The organism is Streptomyces sp. Q2 (assembly GCF_056820935.1).
Window position 1 is genome coordinate 1 of the sequence record NZ_JBXEJE010000025.1, and the last position, 24,294, is coordinate 24,294.

The following is a 24,294-nucleotide window of genomic DNA, read 5'->3' on the forward strand; positions in this document are numbered from 1 at the left end:
GGCGTCGCCGGAGGCCGGCGAGACGGGCCGGCCGTCGGCCGGCGCGGGGGGCGCGGGAACGGCCGCGTCGGACTCGGCCTCGCCGGACGCGTCGGCCTCTCCCTCGGCCTCGGAGTCCGCGAAGGACGACAAGTCGAAGAAGGACGAGGACGACAAGGAGGCCCAGTCGTCGGCGACGGGCTCGGCGCCGGACACGTCTCCCACCACCGCGGACCCGACGTCGCCGGCGCAGTCCCCGACCCCGACGGCCGACCCGACGACCTCGGGCCCGACCGCGGAACCCTCGCCGTCTCAGACGTGCGACCGGTTCCTGTGGTGGTGCAGCTGAGGGAGCGACGAGAACGCCGCCAGACGCTCCCCGCCGCCCTCTAAGAGCCCTGTTCCAGCATCTGCTGCAGCAAATCCCGCAAAGCCAGTCGCTGCTCGTCCGACAGTCCGGCCAGCGGCTCCCGGGCGAAGCGCAGCCCGTCGCGCAGTTCCCGGCCCACCCGTCGCCCCTCGTCCGTCGCGGCGGCCACCTTCACCCGTCGGTCGGCGGGGTCGGGCCGGCGTTCCACCAGGCCCCGTGACTCCAGCCGGTCGACGATCCCCGTGACGTTCGACGGCTCGCACTTCAGCTTCTGGGCCAGCTTCCGCATGGGCAGCGGCTCCTGGGACAGCAGACTCAGGAGCCGGGCCTGCGCGCCGGTCAGTGCGTGTCCGGCGGCCGCGTCCTCGAAGTCCTCGTAGAAGCGCGCCACGACGTCACCGATGAGTTCGACGACCTCCCGGGTGAGGGCGTCGGGTCGGCGGGTCTTCTCGGGTGTGGCCATGGGATCCAGGGTACCCGTTACTTGACAGTCTGAAATATTCAGGAGCATGGTTGTTTCAGGCACTGAAGTATTTTGAGGAAGGCCCGGTTTCCATGTCCGACACCCGCACCGTCCCCGCCACCAGCCGCGAATGGCGTCTGCTCAGCCGCCCCGTCGGCTGGCCCAAGCCCGAGGACTTCGAGCTGGCCGAGGCGGAGATCCGGCAGCCCGGCCCCGGTCAGGTACTCGTGCGCAACGCGTACCTCTCCGTCGACCCGTACATGCGCGGCCGGATGAGCGCCGCCAAGTCCTACGTCGCCCCCTTCGAGCTGGGCAAGGCCATGCAGGGCGGCGCGGTCGGCGAGGTCGTCGCCTCGGGTGCCGAGAACATCGCCGTCGGCGACCACGTGCTGCACTTCGGCGGCTGGCGCGAGTACGCCACCTTCGACGCCCAGCAGGCGGTCAAGGTCGACCCCGAGGCCGCCCCGCTCTCCACGTACCTCGGCGTCCTCGGCATGACCGGCCTCACCGCCTACGCCGGCCTGCTGCGCACCGCCGCCTTCAAGGAGGGCGACTCGGTCTTCGTGTCCGGCGCGGCCGGCGCGGTCGGCAGTCAGGTCGGCCAGATCGCCCGGCTCAAGGGCGCCTCCCGGGTCATCGGCTCGGCCGGTTCCGACGAGAAGGTCAAGCTCCTCGTCGAGGAGTACGGCTTCGACGCGGCGTTCAACTACAAGAACGGCCCGGTCGCCGAGCAGCTCCGCGAGGCCGCCCCGGACGGTGTCGACGTCTACTTCGACAACGTCGGCGGCGACCACCTGGAGGCGGCCATCGGGCGGCTCAACCGCGACGGCCGGATCGCGGTCTGCGGAATGATCTCGGTCTACAACAGCACCGAGCCCGTCCCCGGCCCGAAGAACCTGGCCCGCCTCATCCAGACCCGCGGCCGCATCGAGGGCTTCCTGGTCAGCGACCACTACGACCTGCAGTCGCAGTTCGTCCAGGAGGTCGGCCCCTGGGTCGCCTCGGGTGAGCTCAAGTACCGCGAGACCGTCGTCGAGGGCATCGAGAACAACCTGGAGGCCTTCCTCGGCGTCCTGCGCGGCGACAACACCGGGAAGATGATCGTCAAGCTCTGACCCACGGTGCTGGTGTTCCGGACGTTCGTCCAGGGCCTTGCCAAGGCCCACCACCGGCCCGCTCGTCGCGTACGACGGAGGCCGCACCCCCGGACGTGGGGTGCGGCCTCCGCCCTCACCTGCTGCCCGAAGCGAGCGCCGCGCTGTGCACCGCCCGCACCAGCCGCTCGTTCTCCGGTGCCGCCCCGCCCGGGAACGCCATCCGGCGGCGGGTGTAGCCGTAGGCGAGCCCGCTGCGCGGATCCGCGAAGGCCTGCGAGCCGCCCGCGCCGCTGTGCCCGAACGTCCCGGCGCCCAGGAAGGGGTGCCAGATGTCGGCCGTCGCCTGGAAGCCGAGCCCGTAGGACCTGTGCGCCCGGGCCACCAGGTCGTACCCGGTGGAGTGGATCTGCCCCACCTCGGCGACGGTGTCCGGTTTCAGCAGCGGCGGCCGTCCGTCCACCTCGCTGATCGCCGCCGCGTACATCCCGGCGAGCCCGCGCGCCGCGGCCACCCCGCCCGCCGACGCCGGCCCCTTCGCCCGTACGGCACGCGAGTTGGCGTAGTCCACCAGGTCACCCGAGTCCGGGACGTGCTGGTTGAACGCGATCGAGGAGAGCGTGTGCGGACCGGTCGTCACCGAGTCCAGCAGTGCCTGTTGCGTCGCCGTCGGAGCCATCGGCCGCACGGACCGGTAGCGGGGCTCCAGCGCCTCGGGCAGCCCCAGGAAGAAGTCGAGGCCGTACGGGGCGCGGATCCGCTCCTCGTACACGTCCTGGAGCGTACGGCCGGTGGCGCGGCGGACGACCTCGCCGGTGAGCGCGCCGATGACGAGGGCGTGGTAGCCGAAGGCGGTGCCCGGCCGCCAGAACGGCCGCTGGTCGGCGAGCCGTTCGGCGAGCGCGCGGTCGTCGGTCAGCTCCTGCGGCGAGAACCCGGCGTCGAGGCCGACCACGCCCGCCCGGTGGGCGATCAACTCGCGCAGGGTGAGCCCGCCCTTGCCCTCGGCGCTGAACTCCGGCCAGTAGTACGTCACCTTGCGGTCCAGTTCGAGCGTGCCGTCCTGCACGAGGAGCGCGACCACGAGGTGTGCGGCGCCCTTGGTCGACGAGTACACGCCGTAGAGGGATCCGGCGTCGGCGCCGTCCCCCGCCCACAGGTCGACGACTTGACGTCCGTGCACGTACGCGCACAACTGGCCCTCGTAGTCGGGCAGTTCAGCCGCCACGAATGCGTCGAACTCCTCGCGTACCGCTTCGAACCCGTCCGCGACGGTGCCGTGGATCTCCTGTGTCATCCGCTCTCCTCACCTGTACCGCCACGCGCGTGCGCCACTGTGAACAGCGCGCGTGCGACCTGCGCGAATTCCCCCTTCGGATGGTCCCGGAAGAGGGGTTCGGTGCCGAACAGAACGGCCCCCGAGCTGCTGACGACCGAGGCCTGCCCGGCCGCCTGTGCGGGACCGCCGGAGCCGTCCTCCAGCGCCCGCCAGTGTCCGGAGACGAGCGGGTTCCCGGTCCCGTACGTCTGCTCCACCCGGACCCCCGGCCCGAGGTCGGTGAACCAGACCGGCGCGTACACGAACCCGTGGTCCGGCGCACCGGCGGTCACCTGCCCCGAATTCACCACCCGAACCACGCCGTTGGCGTCCCCGTTGCCCTCGACCGGCTCGGCCGCCAGCAACCCGGTGTCCGTGCCGAGGCCGGCCCCCGTGACCCCGCGCCCGACGAACCCGTGACCGGAGGCGAGGAAGGCGTCGAGCGCCGTGCGGGCAGGCGCGTTCAGGGCGCCGCGATCGAGCCCCGCCGACACGAACAGCACGTCCGCCGCCGACCAGTCGAAGCCCGCGTTCAACACGGCCGTCGAGACCGGCGTGACCTCGAAGTTCATCTCCCGCAGCGCGAACAGTTCACCCGGCGTGACCGCCGCGGCCACCCGCAGCCGGCGCAGCTCGCCCGTGCCGGTCGCCTTCGTCGCGTCGAAGACGACGTCGTACGTCCGTGCCGCGGCGGCTGCCTCCGCGCGCGCCGACGCCAGCACGATCGCACCGCCGTCCGCGGACCGCCGTACCGGAATTCCCTTCTGGAGCAGGGAGTTGAGCGCCGCGATCTCCTGCGGGTCGTCGAGCCGCAGCCGCAGGTCGCCGCGCGGGGCGACATGACCGACCGGCGCGGCCTCTTCGACGGTCCGCAGGGGCAGGCCCGTCAGACCGCCGGACGTCACCGGTACGACCGTGGCGCCCCACAGGCGGCCCAGGCTCCAGCCTGAGATGTCGTACATCACCGACACCTTGTCGCTGATGTCCGTCCCGTCGGCGAGCAGCACGTTCGCGAGCCCCCGCTTGGGCTGGCGCATGTCGACGACGTACGAGCCCTTCGCGTACGACCGTCCGCCGAGCCGGAAGGCATGGGCGGCGCGGGTGACCCGGACGTCGTTGGCGAGGAGGTGGCCGACGAGACGGGCGGCGGCGGTGGAACCTCCGGCGATGACATAGGCGCGCGGGAACCTCGTGGTGTACACGTCCTCCGGGCCGATGCCCGGAACGCCCGGCACGGTCTCCTCCGAGACCGGCACCTGCGCCGCGCCCGCAGCCCCGCGCCGGAAGACCTCGATCTGGTCGGCGACGAGCGAGGTGCGGTGCTCCCGTACGAAGTCGAGGGTGGCCCGGATGGCGGCGCCGGCCACGTCCACGTTGATCGCGGACCGGCGGCGCAGTTCGCTCTCCGGCAGGTTGGTGTAGGCGGAGTTGTTGACCGCCAGCGGGATCTCCACGGTGTGCGCGGCGACCGTGCCGTGGAAGGCCGCGTACTGCGGGGTGAAGATCGGGGGCCAGTCGTCCCAGCCCTCCTCCTGGTCCCTGAAGGGGATCTGCGCGGGCTGCACGCCGTCCTTCGCGGGCGTGTAACCGAGGCCGTTGACGGCGGACTCCATGCCGAGCGCGTTGGCGTAGGTGTTCTTCAGGAAGAGGTCGTACTCGTAGTTCTCGCCGTGCGGGGGAGTGGTGGGCTCGATGAGCGTGCCGTTGACGTAACCGTGCAGGTCGAGCATGACGGCCGGCTGCTTGTCGATCTCGATCTGCCGCATCGCCCGCACCTCGGGCTGCGAGGCGGTGACGAAGTCCCGGTTCATGTCGAAGCCGTTGGCGTTCGCACGGGTCCCGGCGATACGGCCGTCCGGATTGGCCGTGATGTTGAAGTAGAGGCGGCTGTGCGCGAGGAGGTCCCTCGTCGTCGCGTCGTTCGCGGTCGCGAGCTGCTCGACGATCTTCAGGGAGGCGTCGGTGCCCTCCCACTCGTTGCCGTGGATGTTGTTGTTGAAGAAGACGGGGGTCTTGTAACCCGCCTTGACCGCCGGGTCCTTGGCGGCCTGGCCCGGCGCGCTCTCGATCAGCTCCCGCATCCGCTCCTGGGCGCGGGCCTGGCGGGCGCTCTCCGGGGCGGTCACGGTCACCAGGTACAGCCGGTGACCGCCCGCCGAACGCCCCGCCACCTCCACGCTCACCCGGTCGCCGAGCCGCTGGATCGCGTTCAGCTTCGGGGCGATCGCGTGGTACGGCGTGAGACCGAGCTTGAGGGACTTGTCGCCGGGGTTCTCCGGGTCGGGGGCCAGAACCTGCTCGCGGGGATAGCCGCGCCCGGGGTCGGTCGTCGGGGTGTCCTGACCGGACAGGGCCCGCTCGGCGGCGCTCTCGGGGGCGCGGGCGGCGCGCTCGTCGACGGCGGGGCCCTCACGGGTGACCGGGGGCTCGGGTTCGGCGACGGCGGTGTGAGGGGTGAACAGGAGTGAGCCCGCCGCGGTGACGGCGAGGGCGGTGATCAGAACAGGTCTCGCAGGAACGGTTCTCGTGGTGGGCACGCGTACCTCCTGAGGGGCTTCCTGAGATCGGTACGGCGAGGTGTACCTGTTCGACTCAACCGCAACAAGAGGCAGTTCGTGGCGCGGGTGCCCCGGATGGCGCATCTCCCGGTGAGACCGGCCGACAAGTGGGCCGGGGACCGCCCGATAGAGTTCCCCCATGCGCGATCTCGGGGCGGGATTCAAGTACCTCCTGGAGGGCCAACGTTGGGTGGCCCGGCACGGCAGGCAGTTCGGCTTCGGCCTCCTCCCGGGCCTGATCACCCTCGTCCTCTACGCGGCGGTCCTCGTCGCCCTCGCGCTGTGGGGCGAGGACTTCGTCGCGTGGGCGACCCCGTTCGCCGACGACTGGACGAGCCCCTGGGCGGGCCTCTTCCGCGGCTTCCTCACCGCGGTGCTCTTCGCCCTGGCCCTGCTCCTGTCCGTCATCACCTTCACCGCGGTCACCCTCCTGATCGGCCAGCCCTTCTACGAGAACCTCTCCGAGAAGGTCGACCGGGACGTGTCGCCCGACGGCACCGCCCCCGAGTCCGGCCTCCCGCTCTGGCGCGAACTGTGGATCTCGGCCCGCGACAGCCTCCGCATCCTCGTGCGCGCCCTGCTCTGGGGGATCCTGCTCTTCGCGCTCGGCTTCGTCCCGGTCGTCGGCCAGACCGTCGTCCCGGTGATCGGCTTCCTCGTCACCGGCTTCTTCCTCACCCAGGAACTCACCTCCGTCGCCCTCCAGCGCCGCCGCGTCGAACTCCGCGACCGCCTCACCCTCCTCCGCTCCCGCAGGACCCTGATCTGGGGCTTCGGCACCCCCCTGGCCGTCTCCTTCCTCGTCCCCTTCGTCGCGGTCTTCCTGATGCCGGGCGCGGTGGCGGGCGCGACGCTCATGGCAAGGGAACTGCTGGGCGAGGAGACGAACCAATCAGCCCGTCCGGCGTTTGAGGACGAGGCCATCAGGGCCGATTAGCGGGGTCTGGGGGCGCAGCCCCCAGGGACGGGAAGGGGAAGGGGCGGAGGGGGCGAAAACCACGAGGCGCCCACCCCCCCCAAGGCGCACCTAGGAACCCGACGCCCTCTCCACCGCCACCCGCACGATCCGCGTCACCTGAGCGATGATGTCCACCCGGTTCCGCACGAACTCCGCATCGCTCACCGCCCCGCCCGCCGGATCCGTGTTCCCCGCCCCGAACTGCAGCACAGGCGTGTGCACATGCCCACCCGGCAACACCTCGTGCAGCCCCAGCCGGTCCCGCAACAACGTGGCCCGGTACGCGATCTCGTTGGACAGGTAGTTCCCGCCGCCCCCGGCCCGCGCCGTCGACCCGGCGGTCGGCCCGTCCGCCCGCACGACGGCCTCCGTGCCACCGGCGGGGATCTCGGTCACGCTCGTGTTGTCGTACACGGGGAACCGCCCGGTCTGCGCGGCCACGATCTCCCCGTACGGCAGGGTCGTCGTCGTCCACTGCGGCTGCGAGGCCGGGGCGGCGACCGGCACGGTCTCGGTCCGGCCGATGGTGTCGTTGTCGGGGAAGCCGCCCCGCCAGGCTCCGTTGGTCCGCTCGACGTCGAAGCGCCCCACCCGCCCCTGGCTCACGGTGGCGAAGAGATCCACCGTCCTCAGATACGGCCGCAGGGTCCGCTCCACCGTCCCTTCCGTGAAGTCCTGCCAGCGCACCGGGAAGACGACGGTCTCGACCCGCGCCGGCCCGTCCGAGGTCTCGATGACCGTGCCGTCGAGCGCGAGCGCGGTCGCGCCCGACGGGTTGGAGATGCGGATGTCCCGGTCCAGCGTGAACGGATCGAAGCCGGTGACGAGGATCCGCTTGATCCCCTTGCCCCGCGGGTACCGGACCGCGGTCTGCCCTCGTGAGGTCCGCTCCAACTCACCGATCAGGTCCGCGCGTTGATCAGCCGCCAGAGCGAACCCCGGCTCCCAGGTGCGCACCTCCCGTGTCATCGCCAGCCGTGCCCAGTACAGGGGCCGGTCGTCGTCCCGACTGAGGTCCCCGCCCGCCGGCCCCCGCCCCTGCGCCCGCCCTACGGCCCGCCGCCACAGCCCCGACCCCTCCCGTACGACGATCCGCCGCGCCTCGGCGTAGGAGCGTGCCGCACCGAGCTCCCGGGCGAACTCGCCGGTCACGGCGTCGAATCCGGACCGGCGGAGGATCTCCTGCGGCACGGCCCGGTCGAGCCGCTGCTCCTCGACGGTGGGCGGGAGGACCGCCTCGGCGGCGGACGCCTGGGCCGGGACCGCCAGCCCGGCCACCAGGGCCAGTCCGAGCACGCCGATCCGAACACGTATGGATTTCACGGGAGTTCAGTTCCCTCCGTCGCGGTGGGGCGCGTTGGTGCGAACGGCCGCAGTATCGCGTGACGGAAGTGGTCCACGCCATGGGGTGTGGCTCAGGAGGGCGCCATCATGAGGGCGTCATCAGCAGGGCGAGCACGAGCAACGGAACCACCTGGAACACCGCGGCCCCACGCAGCCGGGCCAGCCACAGCACCACACCGACGACCGCCACCACCCCGCAGGCCATGCCCAGTTCGGCCGACGGCGGTTCGTACGGCTCGTCGTTGACGCCCGCCGCCCAGCCGGTCATGCCGGCCGCCAGCCACCCGTAGCCCACGGCCAGGATGTTGACGGGCAGCAGAGCGAGTACCGCCATGATGTTTCTCCCCCTCATGCGGCTCATCCTCGCCCCGGGGGCCGGGTGAGCGCCTGAGTACGTGTACCTAGGAGGCCTCGCCGAGCATCGCGAGGAAGTCCCGGAACGCTCCCGGCATGTCCACCGACTCCGGGTCCAGCAGCCACTGGTACTGCAGGCCGTCCATCACCGCGACCAGCAGCGGGGCCGTGCGCTCCGGTGTGAGTCCGTTCGGCAGCCGGTCGCCGTACTCGGCGCGCAGGATCTGCGCCATGCTCGCCCGCACCTGCGCGTAGCGCTCGGTGAAGTAGCCGCGCGCCGGATGCCCCTCGGTCACGCTCTCGCCGAGCAACGCCGAGAAGGTCTGGACGATGCCGGGCCGCATCGCGTTGTACTCGACGAGCGAGGCCAGCAGATCCAGCCGCAACCGCCGGGCTGGCACGGCGTCCCAGCGGTCCCGCTCCTCCAGCACGGCGACCAGCAGCGCGTCCTTCGTCGGGAAGTAGTGCAGCAGCCCCTGCTGGGTCAGCCCCACCCGCTCGGCCACCGCCGCGAGACTCGCGCCCCGGTAGCCGCGCTCGGCGATCACCTCCAGCGTGGCCGTGACGATCGCGGCCCGCCGCTCCTCGCTCCTGACTCTCGCGCCCATGCCGTCACCGTACGACACCCGACCCAGGCAAATGTAACGGCAAAATAACGAAACCTACCGATCTACAGGTACGCGAGGCAGGATGAGAGGACCGCACGGACTTCAACGAGGAGGCACCGCCATGGCGGGAACCCCGACATCCCCCGACCCGGAGGCGGCCGTGGAGGCCGCCCTGAGCAGGCTCGACCTGGACGCCAAGGCCCGGCTGCTGGCCGGCCAGGACGCCTGGTCGCTGCCCGCCCTGCCGGAGATCGGCCTGGAGTCCCTCGTCATGTCGGACGGCCCGATCGGCGTCCGGGGCGTGCGCTGGACCGCCGACGACCCGTCGATCGCGCTGCCCTCCCCGACCGCGCTGGCCGCCACCTGGGACCCGGAGCTCGCCCGCCGCGCCGGCACCCTCCTCGCTCAGGAGGCCCGCCGCAAGGGCGTCCACGTCCTGCTCGCCCCCACGGTCAACCTGCACCGCTCCCCGCTGGGCGGCCGCCACTTCGAGGCGTACAGCGAGGACCCGTACCTCACGGGCCGCATCGGCACCGGCTACGTGGCCGGCGTCCAGTCCGGCGGCGTCGGCACCACCGTCAAGCACTTCGTCGCCAACGACGCCGAGACCGACCGCTTCACGGTGAACAACCTGCTCAGCGAGCGCACCCTGCGCGAGCTGTATCTCGCCCCCTTCGAGGCGATCGTCGAGAACGCCCACCCCTGGGGCATCATGACCGCCTACAACTCGGTCAACGGCACGACGATGACCGAGCACCACCACCTCGTGAACGAGATCCTGCGCGGCGAATGGGGCTTCGACGGCTTCAACGTCTCCGACTGGACCGCCGCCCGCTCCACCACCGCCGCCATCGACGGCGGCCTGGACGTGGCCATGCCCGGCCCGCAGACCGTCTACGGCGACGCGCTCGCCCAGGCCGTCCGTGACGGCGAGGTCGACGAGGCCAAGGTCGACGGCGCCGTCCGCAACGTCCTGCGGCTCGCCGCCCGCGTCGGCATCCTGAAGGGCGCCGAGCCGGCCGTCACCGAACTGCCCGGCCCCGTCGACGGCGAGGCCCTGGCCCGCGAGATCGCCCGCCGCTCCTTCGTCCTGGTGCGCAACGAGAACCAGGCCCTTCCGCTGAAGCCGGGGACCGTCGCCCTCATCGGCGCGGCCGCCCGCGACGCCCGCGTCCTCGGCGGCGGCTCCGCCACCGTCTTCCCGGCCCGGATCGTCTCCCCGCTCGACGGCCTCACCGCCGCCCTCCCCGAAGGCGCCCTCAGCTACGCCGTCGGCGCCGACCCGAACACCGAACTCGCCGTCGCCGACAAGGGCTTCGAGCTGCGGGCCGTCTGCCGCGACGCCGACGGCCAGGTCATCGGCACCGTCTCCGCCCCCAACGGCCAGCTCCAGTGGATGGGCGACGACCTCCCCGACGGCGTCACGCACGACCGTCTCCACACCGTCAAGCTGACCGGCGTCTTCACCCCGCGTGACAGCGGCGCCCACACCTTCGGCATCAAGGGCCTCGGCGCCTTCACCCTGCGCGTCGACGGCACCACGTACTACGACGACGTCCAACGCCCCACCAAGGACGACCCGTTCCTCACCTTCTTCGGCGCCCCCGAGCCCCGCGCGCGGGTCGAACTCATCGCGGGCCGCCCGGTCGAGGTCTCCCTCACCCACGTCGTCCAGCTGCCCGACGACCTCCCCATGAAGGTCGTCTCCTTCGCCCTCGCCCACCAGGAGCCGCAGCGCGAGCCCGACGAGCTGATCGCCGAGGCGGTGGCGGCCGCCCGCGCCGCCGACACGGCCGTCGTCGTGGTCGCCACCACCGAACGCGTCGAGTCGGAGGGCTACGACCGCACCGACCTCATCCTCCCCGGCCGCCAGGACGACCTGGTCCGCGCGGTCGCCGCCGCCAACCCGAACACCGTCGTGATCGTCAACGCCGGTTCGCCGGTCGAACTGCCCTGGCGCGAGGAGGTGGCCGCCGTCCTGCTGAGCTGGTTCCCCGGACAGGAGGGGGGCGATGCCCTCGCCGACGTGCTGACCGGCGTCCACGAACCCGGCGGCCGCCTCCCCAGCACCTGGGGCAGCCTCGCCGACGCCCCGGTCACCCAGGTCGTCCCGGACCACGGCGAGCTCCCGTACAGCGAGGGCGTCTTCATCGGCTACACCGCCTGGGAGAAGCGGGGCCGCACCCCCGCGTACCCCTTCGGCCACGGGCTGGGCTACACCGACTGGACCTACGAGTCGGTCGAGGTGCGCGGCACCACCGTCCGGGTCCGCCTGCGCAACTCGGGCGAGCGCCCCGGCCGCGAGGTCGTCCAGGTCTACCTGGCCCCCGGCGAGAGCGCCGCCGACCGCCCGGCCCGCCGACTGGCCGGCTTCGCCGGGGTGACCGCGGCTCCCGGCGAGACCGTCGAGGCCACCGTGGAACTCCCGCGCCGGGCCTTCGAGATCTGGGACGACAAGGAGGGATCCTGGTCGTTTGTGAAGGGTTCGTACGAAATTCAGGTGAGCCGCTCGATCACGGAGCGTCGGCTCACCGCGACGATTACGGTCTGATCCGGGACCCGTTCCCCCACGACCAGCCCCGGCCCGGGTCCTGACCCCTGGGCCGGGGCTCATGCGTCCCACGGGCGGAGAACGCCCCATCCGGCGGAGAACCCCCAACCCGCGGAGAACGCCTAACGGGCGGAGAACCCGTAGACCGTCTCCGACCGGTACACCTCGCCCGGCCGCAGCACCGTGCTCGGGAACTCCGGGCGGTTCGGGGAGTCGGGGAAGTGCTGGGTCTCCAGCGCGATGCCGTCACCGGGGGCGAAGGGCTCACCGAGATGGTCCGCGGTGTACAGCTGGAGGCCGGGTTCGGTGGTCGCCACGGTCAGCACCCGGCCGGACGCGAGCTCGTGCAGCTCGGCGACCTCGACGGGCGCCCGCGTCACGCCCTTGTCGAGCACGAAGTTGTGGTCGTACCCGGAACCGGCCTTCCGCGCCTGCCGGAAGTCGAAGCGCGTGTCCGCCACCTCTTCCAGGACGCCCGTCGGGATCAGGTCCGCGTCGACCGGGGTGAACCGGGAGGCGGCGATCCGCAGTTCGTGCCCGGCCGCGTTCCCCGACCCGCCGAGGTTGAAATAGCTGTGGTTGGTCAGGTTTACGATGGTCGGCGCGTCCGTGACCGCCTCGTACGCGATCCGCAGCGCGCCGGTCTCCTCCAGCGTGTACGTCGCCGAGACCTCCAGACGCCCCGGGAAGCCCTCCTCGCCGTGAGCGGCGACCCGGCTCAGACGCACGCCGTGCTCGACCGGCGCCCCGTCCCACACCCGCTTGTCGAAACCGCGCTCCCCGCCGTGCAGGGAGTTGGGCGGGTTGTTGAGCGCGAGCGCGTACGTCCTGCCGTCCAGCGGGAAGCGGCCGCCCGCGATCCGGTTCGCGTACCGCCCGACCAGGGCACCCAAGTACGGGTCCGGGTGGGCCACATAGCCGTCGAGGTCCCCGAACCCCAGCACCACGTTCTCGGCGCGCCCCTCCCGGTCCGGGACCTCCACCGACTGCACGATCCCGCCGTACGACAGGATCCGCACGCGGACCCCCGCCCGCTCCAGAGTCCAGCGGTGAACAGGGGTGCCGTCGGAAAGTGTTCCGAAGAGTTCGTTCATGTGCGGAACCCTAAGTCACGAACCGCGCGTCACGCCTTCTTGCCCGTCACCGTGCGATAGGCGATCTCCGCGAGCCGCGCCTGGCCGTTCACACTCGGGTGGAACCAGTCCCAGCGGCTCAGCTGGGCGGTGCCGAAGCGGAAGTCGTAGACCGCGCCCCCGTCGAAGCGGCAGTGGCGGTCCTTGGCGCAGACCTCCTCCAGCACCTCGTTGTAGTCCTCCACCCGCTGCTGCACGGTGTTCCGCCGCTCGGTCGCCGCCGCGTCCAGCGCGTCCGCGTCCGCCAGCATCGACGGGCACAGGCCCAGCTTCCACACCTGCTTGCCCATCGGGCTGGTACGGCCCTCGGACCACAGCCGCTTCAGGTTCGGCACGCTCGCCACGTACACCTGCGCCTTGGGGGAGGCCTTGCGCAGCGCGCTCATCGCGTCCTCGAAGTCGGCGCGGAAGCCGGCCACGGACGTCATCGCCGAGGTGCTGGACCGGCAGGCGTCGTTCGACCCCACCATCACCGCCACCAGCCCCGGCTTCCGCACCGCCGCCCGAGCCATCTGACCTGGCAGGTCCGCCATCCGCGCCCCGGTCACCGCGTAGTTCCAACTCCGCTCGGCCGCCTTCGCCTTCCCCAGAAGCCGTACGGCGAGACTGTCGACCTGGGCACTGCTGCCCGTCGCCCACGACACCTCGGGGCAGTCCGACAGCACCGAGCACGCGTCGAAGCCACGGGTGATGGAGTCCCCGACGGCGGCGACCGACGCCGGGCTGCTGTCCCAGGCCGGCGTCGGCTTCGGGGACGGCTTGGCCTTCTGCGCCCCGGTGCCGCTCGGCCCCGGCGAGTTGCCACCGACGGCGTCACAGCCGGTGACGCCCAGGACGGCCGCGGTCAGGACGGCGAGAACGGTGCGCGAGCGTTGGCCCTGCTTCCGCATCCGGTGGTGATCCCCTCGGTCGTCGGTGCTGTGTCGTCGGTGCTGTGTCGTGGGTGTTGTGTCGTCGGGTGATGGCATGAAACGTGGAAAAGGTCGTCCGTTCATAACAACGCGCGAGAGTTCCCGGCGGGCGGCACGCAACGCTTCGCACCCGAACCAGCGTCCTGCCGGGTGAATGGCGGGGGTTTCACGGCACTGGGACCGACGGTACGTCACACTCCTTGCGCCGCCGCACGGTAGCCTCGCCATCAACGTGGCCGCCCGGCCACCGCCGTCCGCCAGTTCGCAAGATGTCCCGCTCTGCCCGGAGGTCCCGGTGACGACACGTGGAGTTCTGTACGTGCACTCCGCGCCGCGCGCGCTGTGCCCGCACGTCGAGTGGGCCGTCGCCGGGGTGCTCGGCACGCGCGTCAGCCTCGACTGGATCCGGCAGCCCGCGGCGCCCGGCACCTGGCGCTCGGAGTTCTCCTGGCAGGGCCAGGCCGGCACCGCCTCCAAGCTGGCCTCGGCACTGAGAGGCTGGCACCTCCTCCGCTTCGAGGTCACCGCCGAACCCTGCGCCACCGCCGAGGGGGAGCGCTACAGCTGCACCCCCGACCTCGGCATCTTCCACGCCGTCACCGGCATTCACGGCGACATCCTCATCCCCGAGGACCGCCTGCGCGCCGCCCTGGTGCGGTCCCAGCGTGGCGAGACCGACCTGGAGGCCGAACTCGCGAGGCTCCTCGGCAAGCCGTGGGACGACGAGTTGGAACCGTTCCGCTACGCGGGTGAGGGAGCGCCGGTCCGCTGGCTGCACCAGGTGGTGTGACGCCCCAGGGGCGCGGGGACCCGCGGCACCGGCCAAGACGGCCGGCAACAGACCAAAACGGCGTGTGGCCCGCCCCCAACCCGGGGTTCGGGCCACACGCCGTTCACGGCAGAAATCAGACCGTACGGAACGCCAGCACCACGTTGTGCCCGCCGAAGCCGAACGAGTCGTTCAGCGCGGCGATACGGCCCTCGACCGGCAGCTTGCGGGCCTCGCCGCGCACGATGTCGGCGTTGGCCTCGGCCTCCGGGTCGAGGTTCTCGACGTTGATGGTCGGCGGGGCGACCCGGTGGTACAGGGCGAGGACCGTCGCGACGGTCTCGACACCGCCGGCGCCACCGAGCAGGTGACCGGTCATCGACTTGGTCGCCGACACCGCCATGTGGTCGGCGTCGTCGCCGAACACCTTGCGCAGCGCCTTCAGCTCGGCCACGTCTCCGGCCGGCGTGGAGGTGGCGTGCGCGTTGACGTGCACGATCTCCGCGGGGTCCAGGTCGGTGCGGTCCAGCAGGTTCTGCAGGGCGTGCGAGATGCCGCGGCCCTCCGGCTCCGGCTGCACGATGTCGTGGCCGTCGGCGGAGATGCCCTGGCCGACCGCCTCGGCGTACACCCGCGCACCGCGCTTCGCGGCGTGCTCGGCGGACTCCAGGACGATCACACCGGCACCCTCGCCCAGGACGAAGCCGTCCCGCCCGGTGTCGTAGGGACGCGAGGCGCCCTCGGGGTCGTCGTTGTTCTTGGACATCGCCATCATGTTGCCGAACGCGGCGATGGGCAGCGGGTGGATCGCCGCCTCCGTGCCACCCGCGACGACGACGTCGGCACGGCCGGTACGGATCATCTCGATGGCGTAGCCGATGGCCTCGGCGCCCGACGCGCACGCGGAGACCGGCGTGTGCACGCCCGCACGGGCGCCCACCAGCAGGCCCACGTTGGCGGAGGGGCTGTTCGGCATCAGCATGGGGACGGTGTGCGGGGAGACGCGGCGGACGCCCTTCTCCTTCAGCACGTCGTACTGGTCGAGCAGGGTTGTCACGCCGCCGATGCCGGAGGCGATGACGGCGCCGAGCCGGTCGGGGTCGACGGCACTGTCGTCGCCCGCCGTCGCGGTGAAACCTGCGTCGGCCCACGCCTCCTTGGCGGCGATCAGCGCGAACTGCGCCGATCGGTCCAGTCGGCGGGCCTGGGGCCGCGGAATGACCTCGGTCGGTTCCACGGCGATCTGAGCAGCGATGCGGACCGCCTGTTCGGCGGCCCACTCCTGCTCCAGGGGCTTGACGCCGGACCTGCCGGCGACCAGGCCCTCCCAGGTAGAGGCTGCGTCGCCACCCAGCGGTGTGGTTGCGCCGATACCGGTGACGACCACGGTGCGATTGGTCGAGCTCACGGGAATTCTTTCTCCAACGGATACGAGGATTCAGCGGCGCCACCGCCGGGTGGCGGGGCCAGGCTCGGGGCCTAGAGGATCAGCCCTGGTTCTTGAGGATGTAGTTGGTCGCGTCGCCGACGGTCTTGAGGTTCTTGACGTCCTCGTCGGGGATCTTGACGTCGAAGCGCTCCTCGGCGGCGACGACGACCTCGACCATGGACAGCGAGTCGACGTCCAGGTCGTCGGTGAAGGACTTGTCCAGCTGGACGTCCTCAACCGGGATGCCGGCGATCTCGTTCACGATGTCGGCGAGACCGGCGACGATCTCTTCCTGAGTGGCGGCCATGTCAGGCGCTCCTTCGTAGTAATCCAGAGGGTGTGGCGTCCACCGCGTGAGCGGCAGGTGGTGCATTTCCCGTATCGGACCGCATGATCCGGTACGGAGTGCCTAGGGGAGGGTAACGACCGTCGCGGCGTACACGAGACCCGCCCCGAATCCGATGACGAGCGCGGTGTCGCCGCTCTTCGCCTCGCCGGTCGCCAGAAGCCGCTCCATCGCGAGCGGAATCGAGGCGGCCGAGGTGTTGCCGGTGGTGCGTACGTCACGTGCGACCGTGACGTGCTCCGGCAGCTTGAGAGTCTTCACCATCGAGTCGATGATCCGCTCGTTGGCCTGGTGCGGGATGAAGACGTCCAGGTCGTCCGAGCTGATCCCGGCCGCGTCCAGCGCCTGCTGGGCGACCTTCGCCATCTCGAACACGGCCCAGCGGAACACCGCCTGGCCCTCCTGCGTGATCGCCGGGAACTTGGCGACCTCGCCGTCGCGGTAGTCCGTCCACGGCACGGTCTGCTTGATGGTGTCGGACTTGTCGCCCTCCGAGCCCCAGACGGTCGGGCCCATCGCGGGCTCCGACGAGGGACCCACCACGACCGCGCCCGCGCCGTCCCCGAAGAGGAAGGCCGTGGCCCGGTCCTCCAGGTCGGTCAGTTCGGACAGCCGCTCCACGCCGATGACGAGGACGTACTCCGCCGAGCCCTCGACGATCATGCCCTTGGCGAGGGTGAGGCCGTAGCCGAAGCCCGCGCAGCCGGCCGAGATGTCGAAGGCGGCGGCCTTGTTCGTGCCGAGCTTGTCGGCGATCTCGGTGGCGACGGCCGGCGTCTGCTTGAAGTGCGAGACGGTCGAGACGACCACCCCGCCGATCTGCTCGGCGGAGATCCCGGCGTCGGCGATCGCCTTGCCGGACGCCTCGATCGACATGGCGGCGACGGTCTCCTCGTCGTTCGCCCAGTGCCGGGTCTCGATGCCGGAGCGCGAGCGGATCCACTCGTCGGAGGAGTCGATCGTCTCGAGGATCACCTCGTTCGGCACGACCCGGGTGGGACGGTAGCCGCCCACACCGAGGATCCGCGCGTACGGAGCGCCCTTGCTGGGCTTGATCTTCGACATGCTCTCCAGGCTCCTTGTCAGGCGCCCGCCGCGTCAGCGGCAGGTGTGGCTGTCTCGGCGATGAGCTCGCGAGCGGCGTCGAGGTCGTCGGGGGTCTTCAGGGCCAGCGTCTTCACACCGGGCAGCGCACGCTTGGCGAGCCCGGTCAGTGTGCCGCCGGGGCACACCTCGATCAGGGCCGTCACGCCGAGCGCCTTGAACGTCTCCATGCACAGGTCCCAGCGGACCGGGTTGGCGACCTGGCCGACCAGGCGCGCGACGATCTCGGCGCCCGTGTCGACGGCCCTGCCGTCCTTGTTGGAGACGTAGGCGACCTTCGGGTCGGCGGGCGTCAGGGCCTCGGCGGCCTTCGCCAGCGCGTCGACCGCGGAGGCCATGTGGTGCGTGTGGAAGGCGCCGGCCACCTTGAGCGGGACGACCTTGCGGACACCCTCGGGCTTGTCCTCGTTCAGTACCGCGAGCTGCTCCAGCGTGCCCGCGGCCACGATCTGGCCCGCCCCGTTGACGTTCGCCGGGGTCAGACCGAGCTTCTCCAGGTGCGCGACGCTCACCTCGGGGTCGCCGCCGAGCAGCGCCGACATCCCGGTCTCGGTGACGGCGGCGGCCTCGGCCATCGCCAGCCCGCGCTTGCGTACGAGGGTCAGCGCCGCGGTGTCGTCGAGGACGCCCGCGAACGCGGCGGCGGTGATCTCGCCGACGCTGTGCCCCGCGACGGCGCCGGGCGCGAGGTCGCCGATATCACCGAGCGTCGCGGCCGACAGGATTCCGGCCGCGACGAGGAGCGGCTGGGCGACAGCCGTGTCGCGGATCTCGTCCGCGTCGGCCTGCGTGCCGTAACGGGCGAGGTCCAGTCCGATGGCGTCGGACCACGCGGCGACGCGGTCCGCGGCACCGGGGAGTTCGAGCCAGGGGGTCAGGAAGCCGGGCGTCTGGGCGCCCTGGCCGGGAGCGACGAGTACGAGCACTCTCACACTCTCTCTTGTGGACGGCCACCGCCGCCCGTGGGGACAAGGACGAAGAACACGAAGGGGTTTTGTAGACCCCCGACAAAAGGCTAGGTCTGAAGATCCCCGTCGACCAGACGTCCCAGGATCAGCGCGATCCGCAGTGTGAACGCCGACCGTACATCGGAAGGCGACCAGCCGGTGACGTCAGTCACACGTCGAAGCCGGTAGCGCACGGTGTTGGGGTGGACGAAGAGCATACGAGCGGCGCCTTCGAGACTGCTCGCCTGTTCGAGATAGACCGCGAGTGTCTCCAGGAGCGCCGAGCCGGCCTCCTCCAGCGGTCTGTAGATCTCCTCCACCAACTGCTCGCGGGCCGCGGGGTCACCGGCCATCGCGCGCTCCGGGAGCAGATCGTCCGCCAGCACCGGCCGCGGGGCGTCCTGCCAGGCAGAACACGCCTTCAGGCCGGCCGCGGCGGCCTGCGCGGACCGGGTCGCGGCCAGCAGATCCGGTACGACGGGCCCCGCCACCACCGGTCCGGCGGCGAACGGTCCGATCAGCGACTTGGCGACGGCGAGCGGGTTGTCGCTGCCGCCCGCGATGACCACGAGCCGGGCCCCGAGCACCCCGGTCAGGACCTGGAGCTTGGCGTGCCGGGCGGCCCGCCGGATGGCCTCGACGGTCAGCTCGCTGTCACCGTCGGGAGCCGTCCCCAGCACCACGCACACGTGCTCGGGGGAGTTCCATCCGAGGGCGGCGGCCCGGCTGACGGCACCCTCGTCGGCCTCCCCGCTGAGCACGGCGTTCACCACGAGCGACTCCAGGCGCGCGTCCCAGGCGCCGCGTGCCTCGGCGGCCTGGGCGTAGACCTGGGCGGTGGCGAAGGCGATCTCGCGGGCGTACACGAGCAGCGCCTCGCGCAGCACGTTCTCGTCCCCGGGGGCCGCCACCTCGTCGATGGCCGACTCCATGACCTCGATCGTGGTGCGCACCATCTCGACGGTCTGGCGCAGGGTGATGGCCCTGGTCAACTCGCGGGGGGCGGTACCGAAGACGTCGGTGGAGATGGCCTGCGGGGCGTCCGGGTGCCGGAACCACTCGGTGAAGGCGGCGATACCGGCCTGGGCGACGAGCCCGATCCAGGAACGGTTCTCCGGGGGCATCGCCCGGTACCACGACAGCGTCTCGTCCATGCGCTGGATGGCCTGCGCGGCGAGGCGCCCGGACCACTTCTCCAGCCGCTTCAGGGTCGCGGGGTGCGGGTGGGCGTCGGGCGCGGCGGGATCGCCGGCGTGGGTTTCGGGTTCGGGCACGGGACAAGACTGCCTTATCCGGACGCGAGTACGCGTCCCCGGGTACCGGGTGAGGGCTACGGTGGTGTGCGTGATGCACGTACGGCGCGCCACGGAGCGCTACCGAGGCGGTGACCCGGAGGCCGGAATCGAGTCGCTCCACGCCTTCTCCTTCGGCCCGCACTACGACCCCGACAACCTCCGCTTCGGCGCGCTGATCGCCTGCAACGAGGAGCGGCTCGCCCCCGGCGCCGGCTTCGACGAGCACCCGCACAGCCACACCGAGATCGTGACCTGGGTGGTCGAGGGCGAACTGACCCACCGCGACTCCACGGGCCACGAGACGGTCGTACGCGCCGGTGACGTCCAGCACCTGACGGCGGCGGCGGGCGTCCGGCACGTGGAGCGCAACGACGGCCCGGCCCCCCTCACCTTCGTCCAGATGTGGCTGGCCCCGCTGGAGCCGGGCGGCGACCCGTCGTACGAGATCGTCCACGGCATCGCTGACTCCACGCCGTACGCCGTCCCCGAGGCCGGCGCGATGCTCCACGTACGGCGCCTGGGGGTCGGGGAGCGGACGGCGGTGCCGGACGGGGCGTACGCGTACGTACATGTCGTACGCGGTGAAGTCGGCCTGGACGGCGAGGCGTTGGGTCCGGGCGACGCGGCGCGGATCACCGCCGCGAAGGACCTGGAGGCGGTCGGGGTGACGGGGGCGGAGCTGCTGATCTGGGAGCTGACGGTCTGACCGGCGTACGGGCCTTGCTGGGGGCCACCCGTCTCGGTCTCTTGTTTGGTCCGCCTCTCGACCCACCGAGTCGGGTGGTGTTCGAGTCGGGTGGTGCGTGGGCGAAGGTCCGGGGGCGCCAGGGGGGGGCGGAGCCCTCTGAGGACCGGACGGGACGGGACGGGAAGGGGCGGCGGGGGCGAAAGAAGATCAGCCCCGCACCTCCGCCAGCACCGCGTCCGTGAACGCCGGCCACGCCTCGACGGCCCAGGGCCCGAACGCCCGGTCCGTCAGCGCCACGCAGGCCACTCCCGCGTCCGGGTCGGTCCACAGGAACGTACCGGACTGCCCGAAGTGCCCGAAGGTCCGCGGCGAGGACGAAGCGCCCGTCCAGTGCGGCGACTTGCCGTCCCGGATCTCGAAGCCGAGCCCCCAGTCGTTCGGGTTCTGGTGGCCGTACCCCGGCAGCACGCCCTTCGTCCCCGGATACTGCACGGTCATCGCCTCGGCGACCGTGCGGGGGTCCAGCAGCCGCGGTGCCTGGACCTCGGCCGCGAACCGCGCGAGGTCGTTCACCGTGGACACGCCGTCCTTGGCCGGGGAACCGTCCAGGGTCGTCGAGGTCATCCCCAGCGGCTCCAGCACCGCCTGCCGCAGGTACTCGGCGAACGGGATCTCCGTGGCCTTGGCGATGTGGTCCCCGAGCTGCTCGAACCCGGCGTTGGAGTACAGCCGCCGCTCCCCGGGCGGGGCGGTCACCCGGTGCTCGTCGAAGGCCAGCCCCGAGGTGTGCGCGAGCAGATGACGGACCGTGGCCCCCGGCGGCCCGGCCGGCTCGTCGAGCTCGATCGCCCCCTCCTCGTACGCGACGAGGACGGCGTACGCGGCGAGCGGCTTGGTGACGGAGGCCAGCGGGAAGCGCTGCCCATCCGGGCCGCGGGCGCCCAGCAGGGTCCCGTCCGCGCGTACGACGGCCGCCGCGGCGGTGGGAACCGGCCAGTTCTCGATCAGGGCGAGGCTCTGCAGGGACATGCCGTCGAGACTAAGCGGTTCACAGGCTCAGCCCCATCGCGGGGTCCGGCTTGCGGACGAAGCCGAGGGCGGCGTACAGCGGCTCGGACTCTTCGGACGCGGTCAGCATGACCTGGCCGGCGCCCCGCTCGCGGAACCAGGCGAGCAGTTCCTCCATGCACGCCCGCGCGTACCCGCGGCGCCGGGCGTCCGGGTCGGTGGCGACGCTGAAGACGTACCCGCCGATCCCGCGCGGATTGCTCGCCTTGCCGATCCGGTACTCGATGGTGCCGACCACCAACGCCGCCAGCGCCCCCGGCCGCTCCGGATGGTCGACGACGAACGCCGCGAAGTCCTCGTCCGGCCCGGCGAGCCGGGCACGCAGGGCCGGCAGGCCCTCCGCGTGCCACTCCGTGTCCCCGGCGTCCGGCCCGGACAGCGAGTCGATCATCACCTGGCGCAGACGCAGAACTTCCTCCGCGTCCTCGGTCGTGGCACGACGTACAAGACTCATGCCCGCACGCTAGTCAGCCGGCCTGTGCGACGTCCTGCCGATTTCTCACCGGTACCGCTTGCTTCGAGTGCACTCCAAGGCCCTAGCGTTGCGGTCATGACGGTGATGGAAACCACGGGTACCAGGACCGACAGCTGTGCCGCCCCGGAGCACCGAACCGGTCGACGTCCGGACGGCCAGGACAGCTACACGATCAGCGAGGTCGTCGCGATCACCGGCCTGACCGCGCACACCCTGCGCTGGTACGAGCGCATCGGCCTGATGCCGCACATCGACCGCTCGCACACCGGCCAGCGCCGCTACTGCAACCGCGACCTGGACTGGCTCGACCTCGTCGGCAAGCTCCGGCTGACCGGCATGCCGGTGGCGGACATGGTGCGCTACGCGGAACTGGTCCGCGAGGGCGACCACACCTACAGCGACCGCTTCGAGCTGTTGAAGGAGACCCGCGAGGACGTCCTCGCCCGGATCGCGGAACTCCAGGACACGCTCGCGGTCCTCGACCGGAAGATCAATTTCTACGCGGACGCCGGGCGGGCCCTGGCGTCGGAGAGGTCCTGATGACGGACGGCAAGATCCCCGCAGCACGACTCGGCGACGACGGCCCCGAGGTCGGCGTACAAGGTCTCGGCTGCATGGGCATGAGCTTCGCGTACGGCCCCACGGACGCCGGCGAGTCGCGTGCCACGCTGGAGCGTGCCCTGGAACTCGGCGTCACCCTGTACGACACGGCGGACGCGTACGGCGCGGGGGAGAACGAGAAGTTCCTCTCCCCCTTCTTCAAGGCACACCGCGACGAGGTGGTCATCGCCACCAAGTTCGCCCTGGCGATCCCCCCGGACGACCCGAACAGGCGCATCATCCGCAACGACCGGCCCTACATCCGCCAGGCCGTAGAGGCGAGCCTTCAGCGCCTCGACGTCGACGTGATCGACCTCTACTACATGCACCGGCGCGACGTGAACGTGCCGATCGAGGACACCGTCGCCGCCATGGCCGAACTGGTGCGCGAGGGCAAGGTCAAGCACCTCGGCCTGAGCGAGGTCACGGCAGACGAGCTGCGCGCCGCGCAGGCCGTCCACCCGATCGCCGCCGTGCAGTCGGAGTGGTCCCTGTTCAGCCGGGACATCGAGGCGAAGGTGGTGCCGACGGCCCGTGAGCTGGGTGTGGCCCTCGTGCCGTACTCCCCGCTCGGCCGCGGCTTCCTCACCGGCTCCTTCGCCAACGCCGACAAGGACCTCACCGCCGACGACTTCCGCCGCCAGCAGCCCCGCTTCACCGGCGAGAACGCCGCCGCCAACGTGGCCCTGCTGGAGCCGGTCCGCTCGCTGGCCGAGGCCCACGGGGTGTCGCCGGGTCAGATAGCCCTGGCCTGGGTCCAGCAGCAGGCGTCGGTGCACGGGCTCCCGGTGATCCCGATCCCGGGCACCCGCAAGGCGAGCCGGATCGAGGAGAACACGGCGGCGACGAGGATCGAGCTGACGAAGGAGGAGCTGGCGCTCCTGGAGCCGATCGCGGCGAAGGTGGCCGGAGACCGCTACGCGGACATGACGTTCACTTCTGCCGGACGTGAGTAGACGTACCTGAGGGGCGCGGCGCGGGGCTGTGTCGATTTGCGGCTCCATCGCGTGGGCGCGACAAGCCCTCACCGCCCCGCAGACGACGAACAGCCTCAGAGCTCGGCCAGCAACTCCGCCTTCTTCACGGAGAACTCTTCGTCCGTCACCAGCCCGGCCTGATGCAGTTCGCCCAGGTGACGTATCCGCTCGGCGATGTCGGCGGGGTCCCGGCGCGGCATGGCCGCCGCCGGGACCGTCGGCACCGCGGAGCGGTTGCGGACCGCCGCCAGTACCGCCGCGGCGAACGGCAACGACTCGTGGACGGGACCGTATCCGAGCCCGAACACCACGGCGGCGGGGTCCTGGTCGGCCGGCATCGGCGAAGCCTCCCCGCGAACCAGCCGCAGATGCCCCTCGAACAGCTCCGGCGACCGCCACTGAACCCCGGTCAGTTCGGACACCGGGAAACTCTGGTCGCCGGCCTTCCACTTCGCCGACGACGCCCCGGTCCAGAACCACCGGAAGTGCACGGTCCGGCCGTCGAAGGACGCCTTCCCGTCGTACGCCTTGAACTGCAGCGGCACTTCGGGGGCCGGTACCAGAAACCTGTCGGTCGGCCCGGCGTCCTGCTTCAGTTGTGCGCGCAGCTCGTCGGCGTAGTACTCGGCGAGCGTCTCCTTGTCGGCGGGCAGCACCAGTCGGTAGGGATCGCACCCCTCCTTGAGCTGCCCCTCGGCCGCCTCCATCAACGGATCGGCCCCGGGACGCGGTTCGGCGCGCAATACCACCGTCCCGCGTTTGCCGGGCGTGAGCGTCACCCCGGCGAGCGCGTCGAGAGGGACACGTCGTTCCCCCAACGCCTGGAAGAGCTTCGGTGTTCGAATCCCCCGTTCGTAGCGGATGAGCATGGAGTCGGACTCGAACTCCCAGGCGGCATGAAATCCGGCCAGTACGTCACCCATGCGGCTCATGGTATGCGGCACGAGCTTCTTCG

At 71.5% G+C, this 24,294-nt stretch carries 24 protein-coding genes; 7 read left to right on the forward strand and 17 right to left on the reverse strand.

Features of this window, described 5'->3' with window-relative positions; genetic code table 11:
- A partial coding sequence (locus ACWBNA_RS26830) for a hypothetical protein (protein WP_482707082.1) occupies nucleotides 1–195 on the reverse strand: 195 nt, incomplete at its 3' end.
- Nucleotides 196–368: 173 nt separating this feature from the next.
- A complete protein-coding gene (locus ACWBNA_RS26835; protein ID WP_482707083.1) occupies nucleotides 369–812 on the reverse strand; it encodes a MarR family winged helix-turn-helix transcriptional regulator in 444 nt (147 codons plus the stop codon).
- A gap of 92 nt (nucleotides 813–904) precedes the next feature.
- On the opposite strand from ACWBNA_RS26835, the gene ACWBNA_RS26840 reads away from it, so the two are divergent.
- Nucleotides 905–1,927, forward strand: coding sequence for an NADP-dependent oxidoreductase (locus ACWBNA_RS26840; RefSeq protein WP_482707084.1), 1,023 nt, complete (start codon nucleotides 905–907; stop codon nucleotides 1,925–1,927).
- A gap of 115 nt (nucleotides 1,928–2,042) precedes the next feature.
- On the opposite strand, the gene ACWBNA_RS26845 is transcribed toward ACWBNA_RS26840, so the two are convergent.
- Together ACWBNA_RS26845 and ACWBNA_RS26850 are read right to left on the reverse strand one after the other, a co-directional pair.
- Nucleotides 2,043–3,203, reverse strand: coding sequence for a serine hydrolase domain-containing protein (locus tag ACWBNA_RS26845; RefSeq protein WP_482707085.1), 1,161 nt, complete (start codon nucleotides 3,201–3,203; stop codon nucleotides 2,043–2,045).
- Nucleotides 3,200–5,761: a M14 family zinc carboxypeptidase gene (locus ACWBNA_RS26850; protein WP_482707086.1), complete on the reverse strand. Its 2,562-nt coding sequence runs from the start codon at nucleotides 5,759–5,761 to the stop codon at nucleotides 3,200–3,202. Before ACWBNA_RS26850 ends, ACWBNA_RS26845 begins: the two co-directional genes overlap by 4 nt.
- A 160-nt stretch (nucleotides 5,762–5,921) precedes the next feature.
- Between ACWBNA_RS26850 and ACWBNA_RS26855 the strand changes: the two genes are divergently transcribed.
- Entirely contained in the window at nucleotides 5,922–6,719 is a 798-nt protein-coding gene (locus ACWBNA_RS26855) for an EI24 domain-containing protein (RefSeq protein WP_482707087.1), read from the forward strand.
- A gap of 90 nt (nucleotides 6,720–6,809) precedes the next feature.
- Here the strand turns inward: ACWBNA_RS26855 and ACWBNA_RS26860 are convergent, their stop codons facing one another.
- The 3 genes from ACWBNA_RS26860 to ACWBNA_RS26870 form a co-directional block, all read right to left on the reverse strand.
- A complete protein-coding gene (locus ACWBNA_RS26860; protein WP_482707089.1) occupies nucleotides 6,810–8,063 on the reverse strand; it encodes a pyroglutamyl-peptidase I in 1,254 nt (417 codons plus the stop codon).
- Nucleotides 8,064–8,169: 106 nt separating this feature from the next.
- Nucleotides 8,170–8,418, reverse strand: a complete 249-nt coding sequence (locus ACWBNA_RS26865) for a hypothetical protein (protein WP_482707090.1) — start codon at nucleotides 8,416–8,418, stop codon at nucleotides 8,170–8,172.
- Nucleotides 8,419–8,485: 67 nt separating this feature from the next.
- Nucleotides 8,486–9,064 (reverse strand): TetR/AcrR family transcriptional regulator, encoded by a 579-nt coding sequence (locus tag ACWBNA_RS26870; RefSeq protein WP_482707091.1) that lies wholly within the window; start codon nucleotides 9,062–9,064, stop codon nucleotides 8,486–8,488.
- Nucleotides 9,065–9,167: 103 nt separating this feature from the next.
- On the opposite strand from ACWBNA_RS26870, the gene ACWBNA_RS26875 reads away from it, so the two are divergent.
- Nucleotides 9,168–11,597 (forward strand): beta-glucosidase H, encoded by a 2,430-nt coding sequence (locus ACWBNA_RS26875; protein ID WP_482707092.1) that lies wholly within the window; start codon nucleotides 9,168–9,170, stop codon nucleotides 11,595–11,597.
- Nucleotides 11,598–11,719: 122 nt separating this feature from the next.
- Here ACWBNA_RS26875 and ACWBNA_RS26880 read toward each other — a convergent pair whose 3' ends face one another.
- Nucleotides 11,720–12,691, reverse strand: coding sequence for an aldose epimerase family protein (locus tag ACWBNA_RS26880; RefSeq protein WP_482707093.1), 972 nt, complete (start codon nucleotides 12,689–12,691; stop codon nucleotides 11,720–11,722).
- 29 nt (nucleotides 12,692–12,720) lie between these two features.
- Complete coding sequence (locus ACWBNA_RS26885) at nucleotides 12,721–13,620, reverse strand: SGNH/GDSL hydrolase family protein (RefSeq protein ID WP_482707094.1); 900 nt, start codon at nucleotides 13,618–13,620, stop codon at nucleotides 12,721–12,723.
- A gap of 316 nt (nucleotides 13,621–13,936) precedes the next feature.
- Between ACWBNA_RS26885 and ACWBNA_RS26890 the strand changes: the two genes are divergently transcribed.
- Nucleotides 13,937–14,431, forward strand: a complete 495-nt coding sequence (locus tag ACWBNA_RS26890) for a DUF3145 domain-containing protein (protein WP_482707095.1) — start codon at nucleotides 13,937–13,939, stop codon at nucleotides 14,429–14,431.
- Between the two features lie 115 nt (nucleotides 14,432–14,546).
- Here the strand turns inward: ACWBNA_RS26890 and fabF are convergent, their stop codons facing one another.
- The 5 genes from fabF to ACWBNA_RS26915 form a co-directional block, all read right to left on the reverse strand.
- On the reverse strand, nucleotides 14,547–15,818 hold the full coding sequence (gene fabF, locus ACWBNA_RS26895; protein ID WP_482707096.1) for a beta-ketoacyl-ACP synthase II: 1,272 nt from the start codon (nucleotides 15,816–15,818) through the stop codon (nucleotides 14,547–14,549).
- A gap of 79 nt (nucleotides 15,819–15,897) precedes the next feature.
- The gene (locus ACWBNA_RS26900; RefSeq protein WP_361477659.1) at nucleotides 15,898–16,146 is read right to left on the reverse strand and encodes an acyl carrier protein; all 249 of its coding nucleotides are present in this window, start codon (nucleotides 16,144–16,146) and stop codon (nucleotides 15,898–15,900) included.
- Nucleotides 16,147–16,248: 102 nt separating this feature from the next.
- Nucleotides 16,249–17,250 carry a beta-ketoacyl-ACP synthase 3 gene (locus tag ACWBNA_RS26905; protein ID WP_482707097.1) on the reverse strand — a complete coding sequence of 334 codons (1,002 nt, stop codon included), beginning with the start codon at nucleotides 17,248–17,250 and terminating at the stop codon, nucleotides 16,249–16,251.
- Between the two features lie 17 nt (nucleotides 17,251–17,267).
- The gene (locus ACWBNA_RS26910; protein ID WP_482707098.1) at nucleotides 17,268–18,215 is read right to left on the reverse strand and encodes an ACP S-malonyltransferase; all 948 of its coding nucleotides are present in this window, start codon (nucleotides 18,213–18,215) and stop codon (nucleotides 17,268–17,270) included.
- An 89-nt stretch (nucleotides 18,216–18,304) separates the two neighbouring features.
- Complete coding sequence (locus tag ACWBNA_RS26915; RefSeq protein ID WP_383871226.1) at nucleotides 18,305–19,510, reverse strand: PucR family transcriptional regulator; 1,206 nt, start codon at nucleotides 19,508–19,510, stop codon at nucleotides 18,305–18,307.
- A gap of 73 nt (nucleotides 19,511–19,583) precedes the next feature.
- Here ACWBNA_RS26915 and ACWBNA_RS26920 point away from each other — a divergent pair, with 73 nt between their 5' ends.
- Nucleotides 19,584–20,237: a pirin family protein gene (locus ACWBNA_RS26920; protein ID WP_482707226.1), complete on the forward strand. Its 654-nt coding sequence runs from the start codon at nucleotides 19,584–19,586 to the stop codon at nucleotides 20,235–20,237.
- 189 nt (nucleotides 20,238–20,426) lie between these two features.
- Here the strand turns inward: ACWBNA_RS26920 and ACWBNA_RS26925 are convergent, their stop codons facing one another.
- A complete protein-coding gene (locus tag ACWBNA_RS26925; RefSeq protein WP_482707099.1) occupies nucleotides 20,427–21,248 on the reverse strand; it encodes a serine hydrolase domain-containing protein in 822 nt (273 codons plus the stop codon).
- A 19-nt stretch (nucleotides 21,249–21,267) separates the two neighbouring features.
- Nucleotides 21,268–21,741, reverse strand: a complete 474-nt coding sequence (locus ACWBNA_RS26930) for a GNAT family N-acetyltransferase (RefSeq protein WP_482707100.1) — start codon at nucleotides 21,739–21,741, stop codon at nucleotides 21,268–21,270.
- 96 nt (nucleotides 21,742–21,837) lie between these two features.
- Here ACWBNA_RS26930 and ACWBNA_RS26935 point away from each other — a divergent pair, with 96 nt between their 5' ends.
- Both ACWBNA_RS26935 and ACWBNA_RS26940 read left to right on the forward strand, forming a co-directional pair.
- The gene (locus ACWBNA_RS26935; protein WP_482707101.1) at nucleotides 21,838–22,302 is read left to right on the forward strand and encodes a MerR family transcriptional regulator; all 465 of its coding nucleotides are present in this window, start codon (nucleotides 21,838–21,840) and stop codon (nucleotides 22,300–22,302) included.
- Nucleotides 22,302–23,318, forward strand: coding sequence for an aldo/keto reductase (locus tag ACWBNA_RS26940; RefSeq protein WP_482707102.1), 1,017 nt, complete (start codon nucleotides 22,302–22,304; stop codon nucleotides 23,316–23,318). The genes ACWBNA_RS26935 and ACWBNA_RS26940 overlap by 1 nt, the downstream gene beginning before the upstream one ends.
- 95 nt (nucleotides 23,319–23,413) lie before the next feature.
- Here ACWBNA_RS26940 and ACWBNA_RS26945 read toward each other — a convergent pair whose 3' ends face one another.
- Nucleotides 23,414–24,271 (reverse strand): DUF4429 domain-containing protein, encoded by an 858-nt coding sequence (locus ACWBNA_RS26945; protein ID WP_482707103.1) that lies wholly within the window; start codon nucleotides 24,269–24,271, stop codon nucleotides 23,414–23,416.
- Nucleotides 24,272–24,294 lie beyond the last annotated feature (23 nt).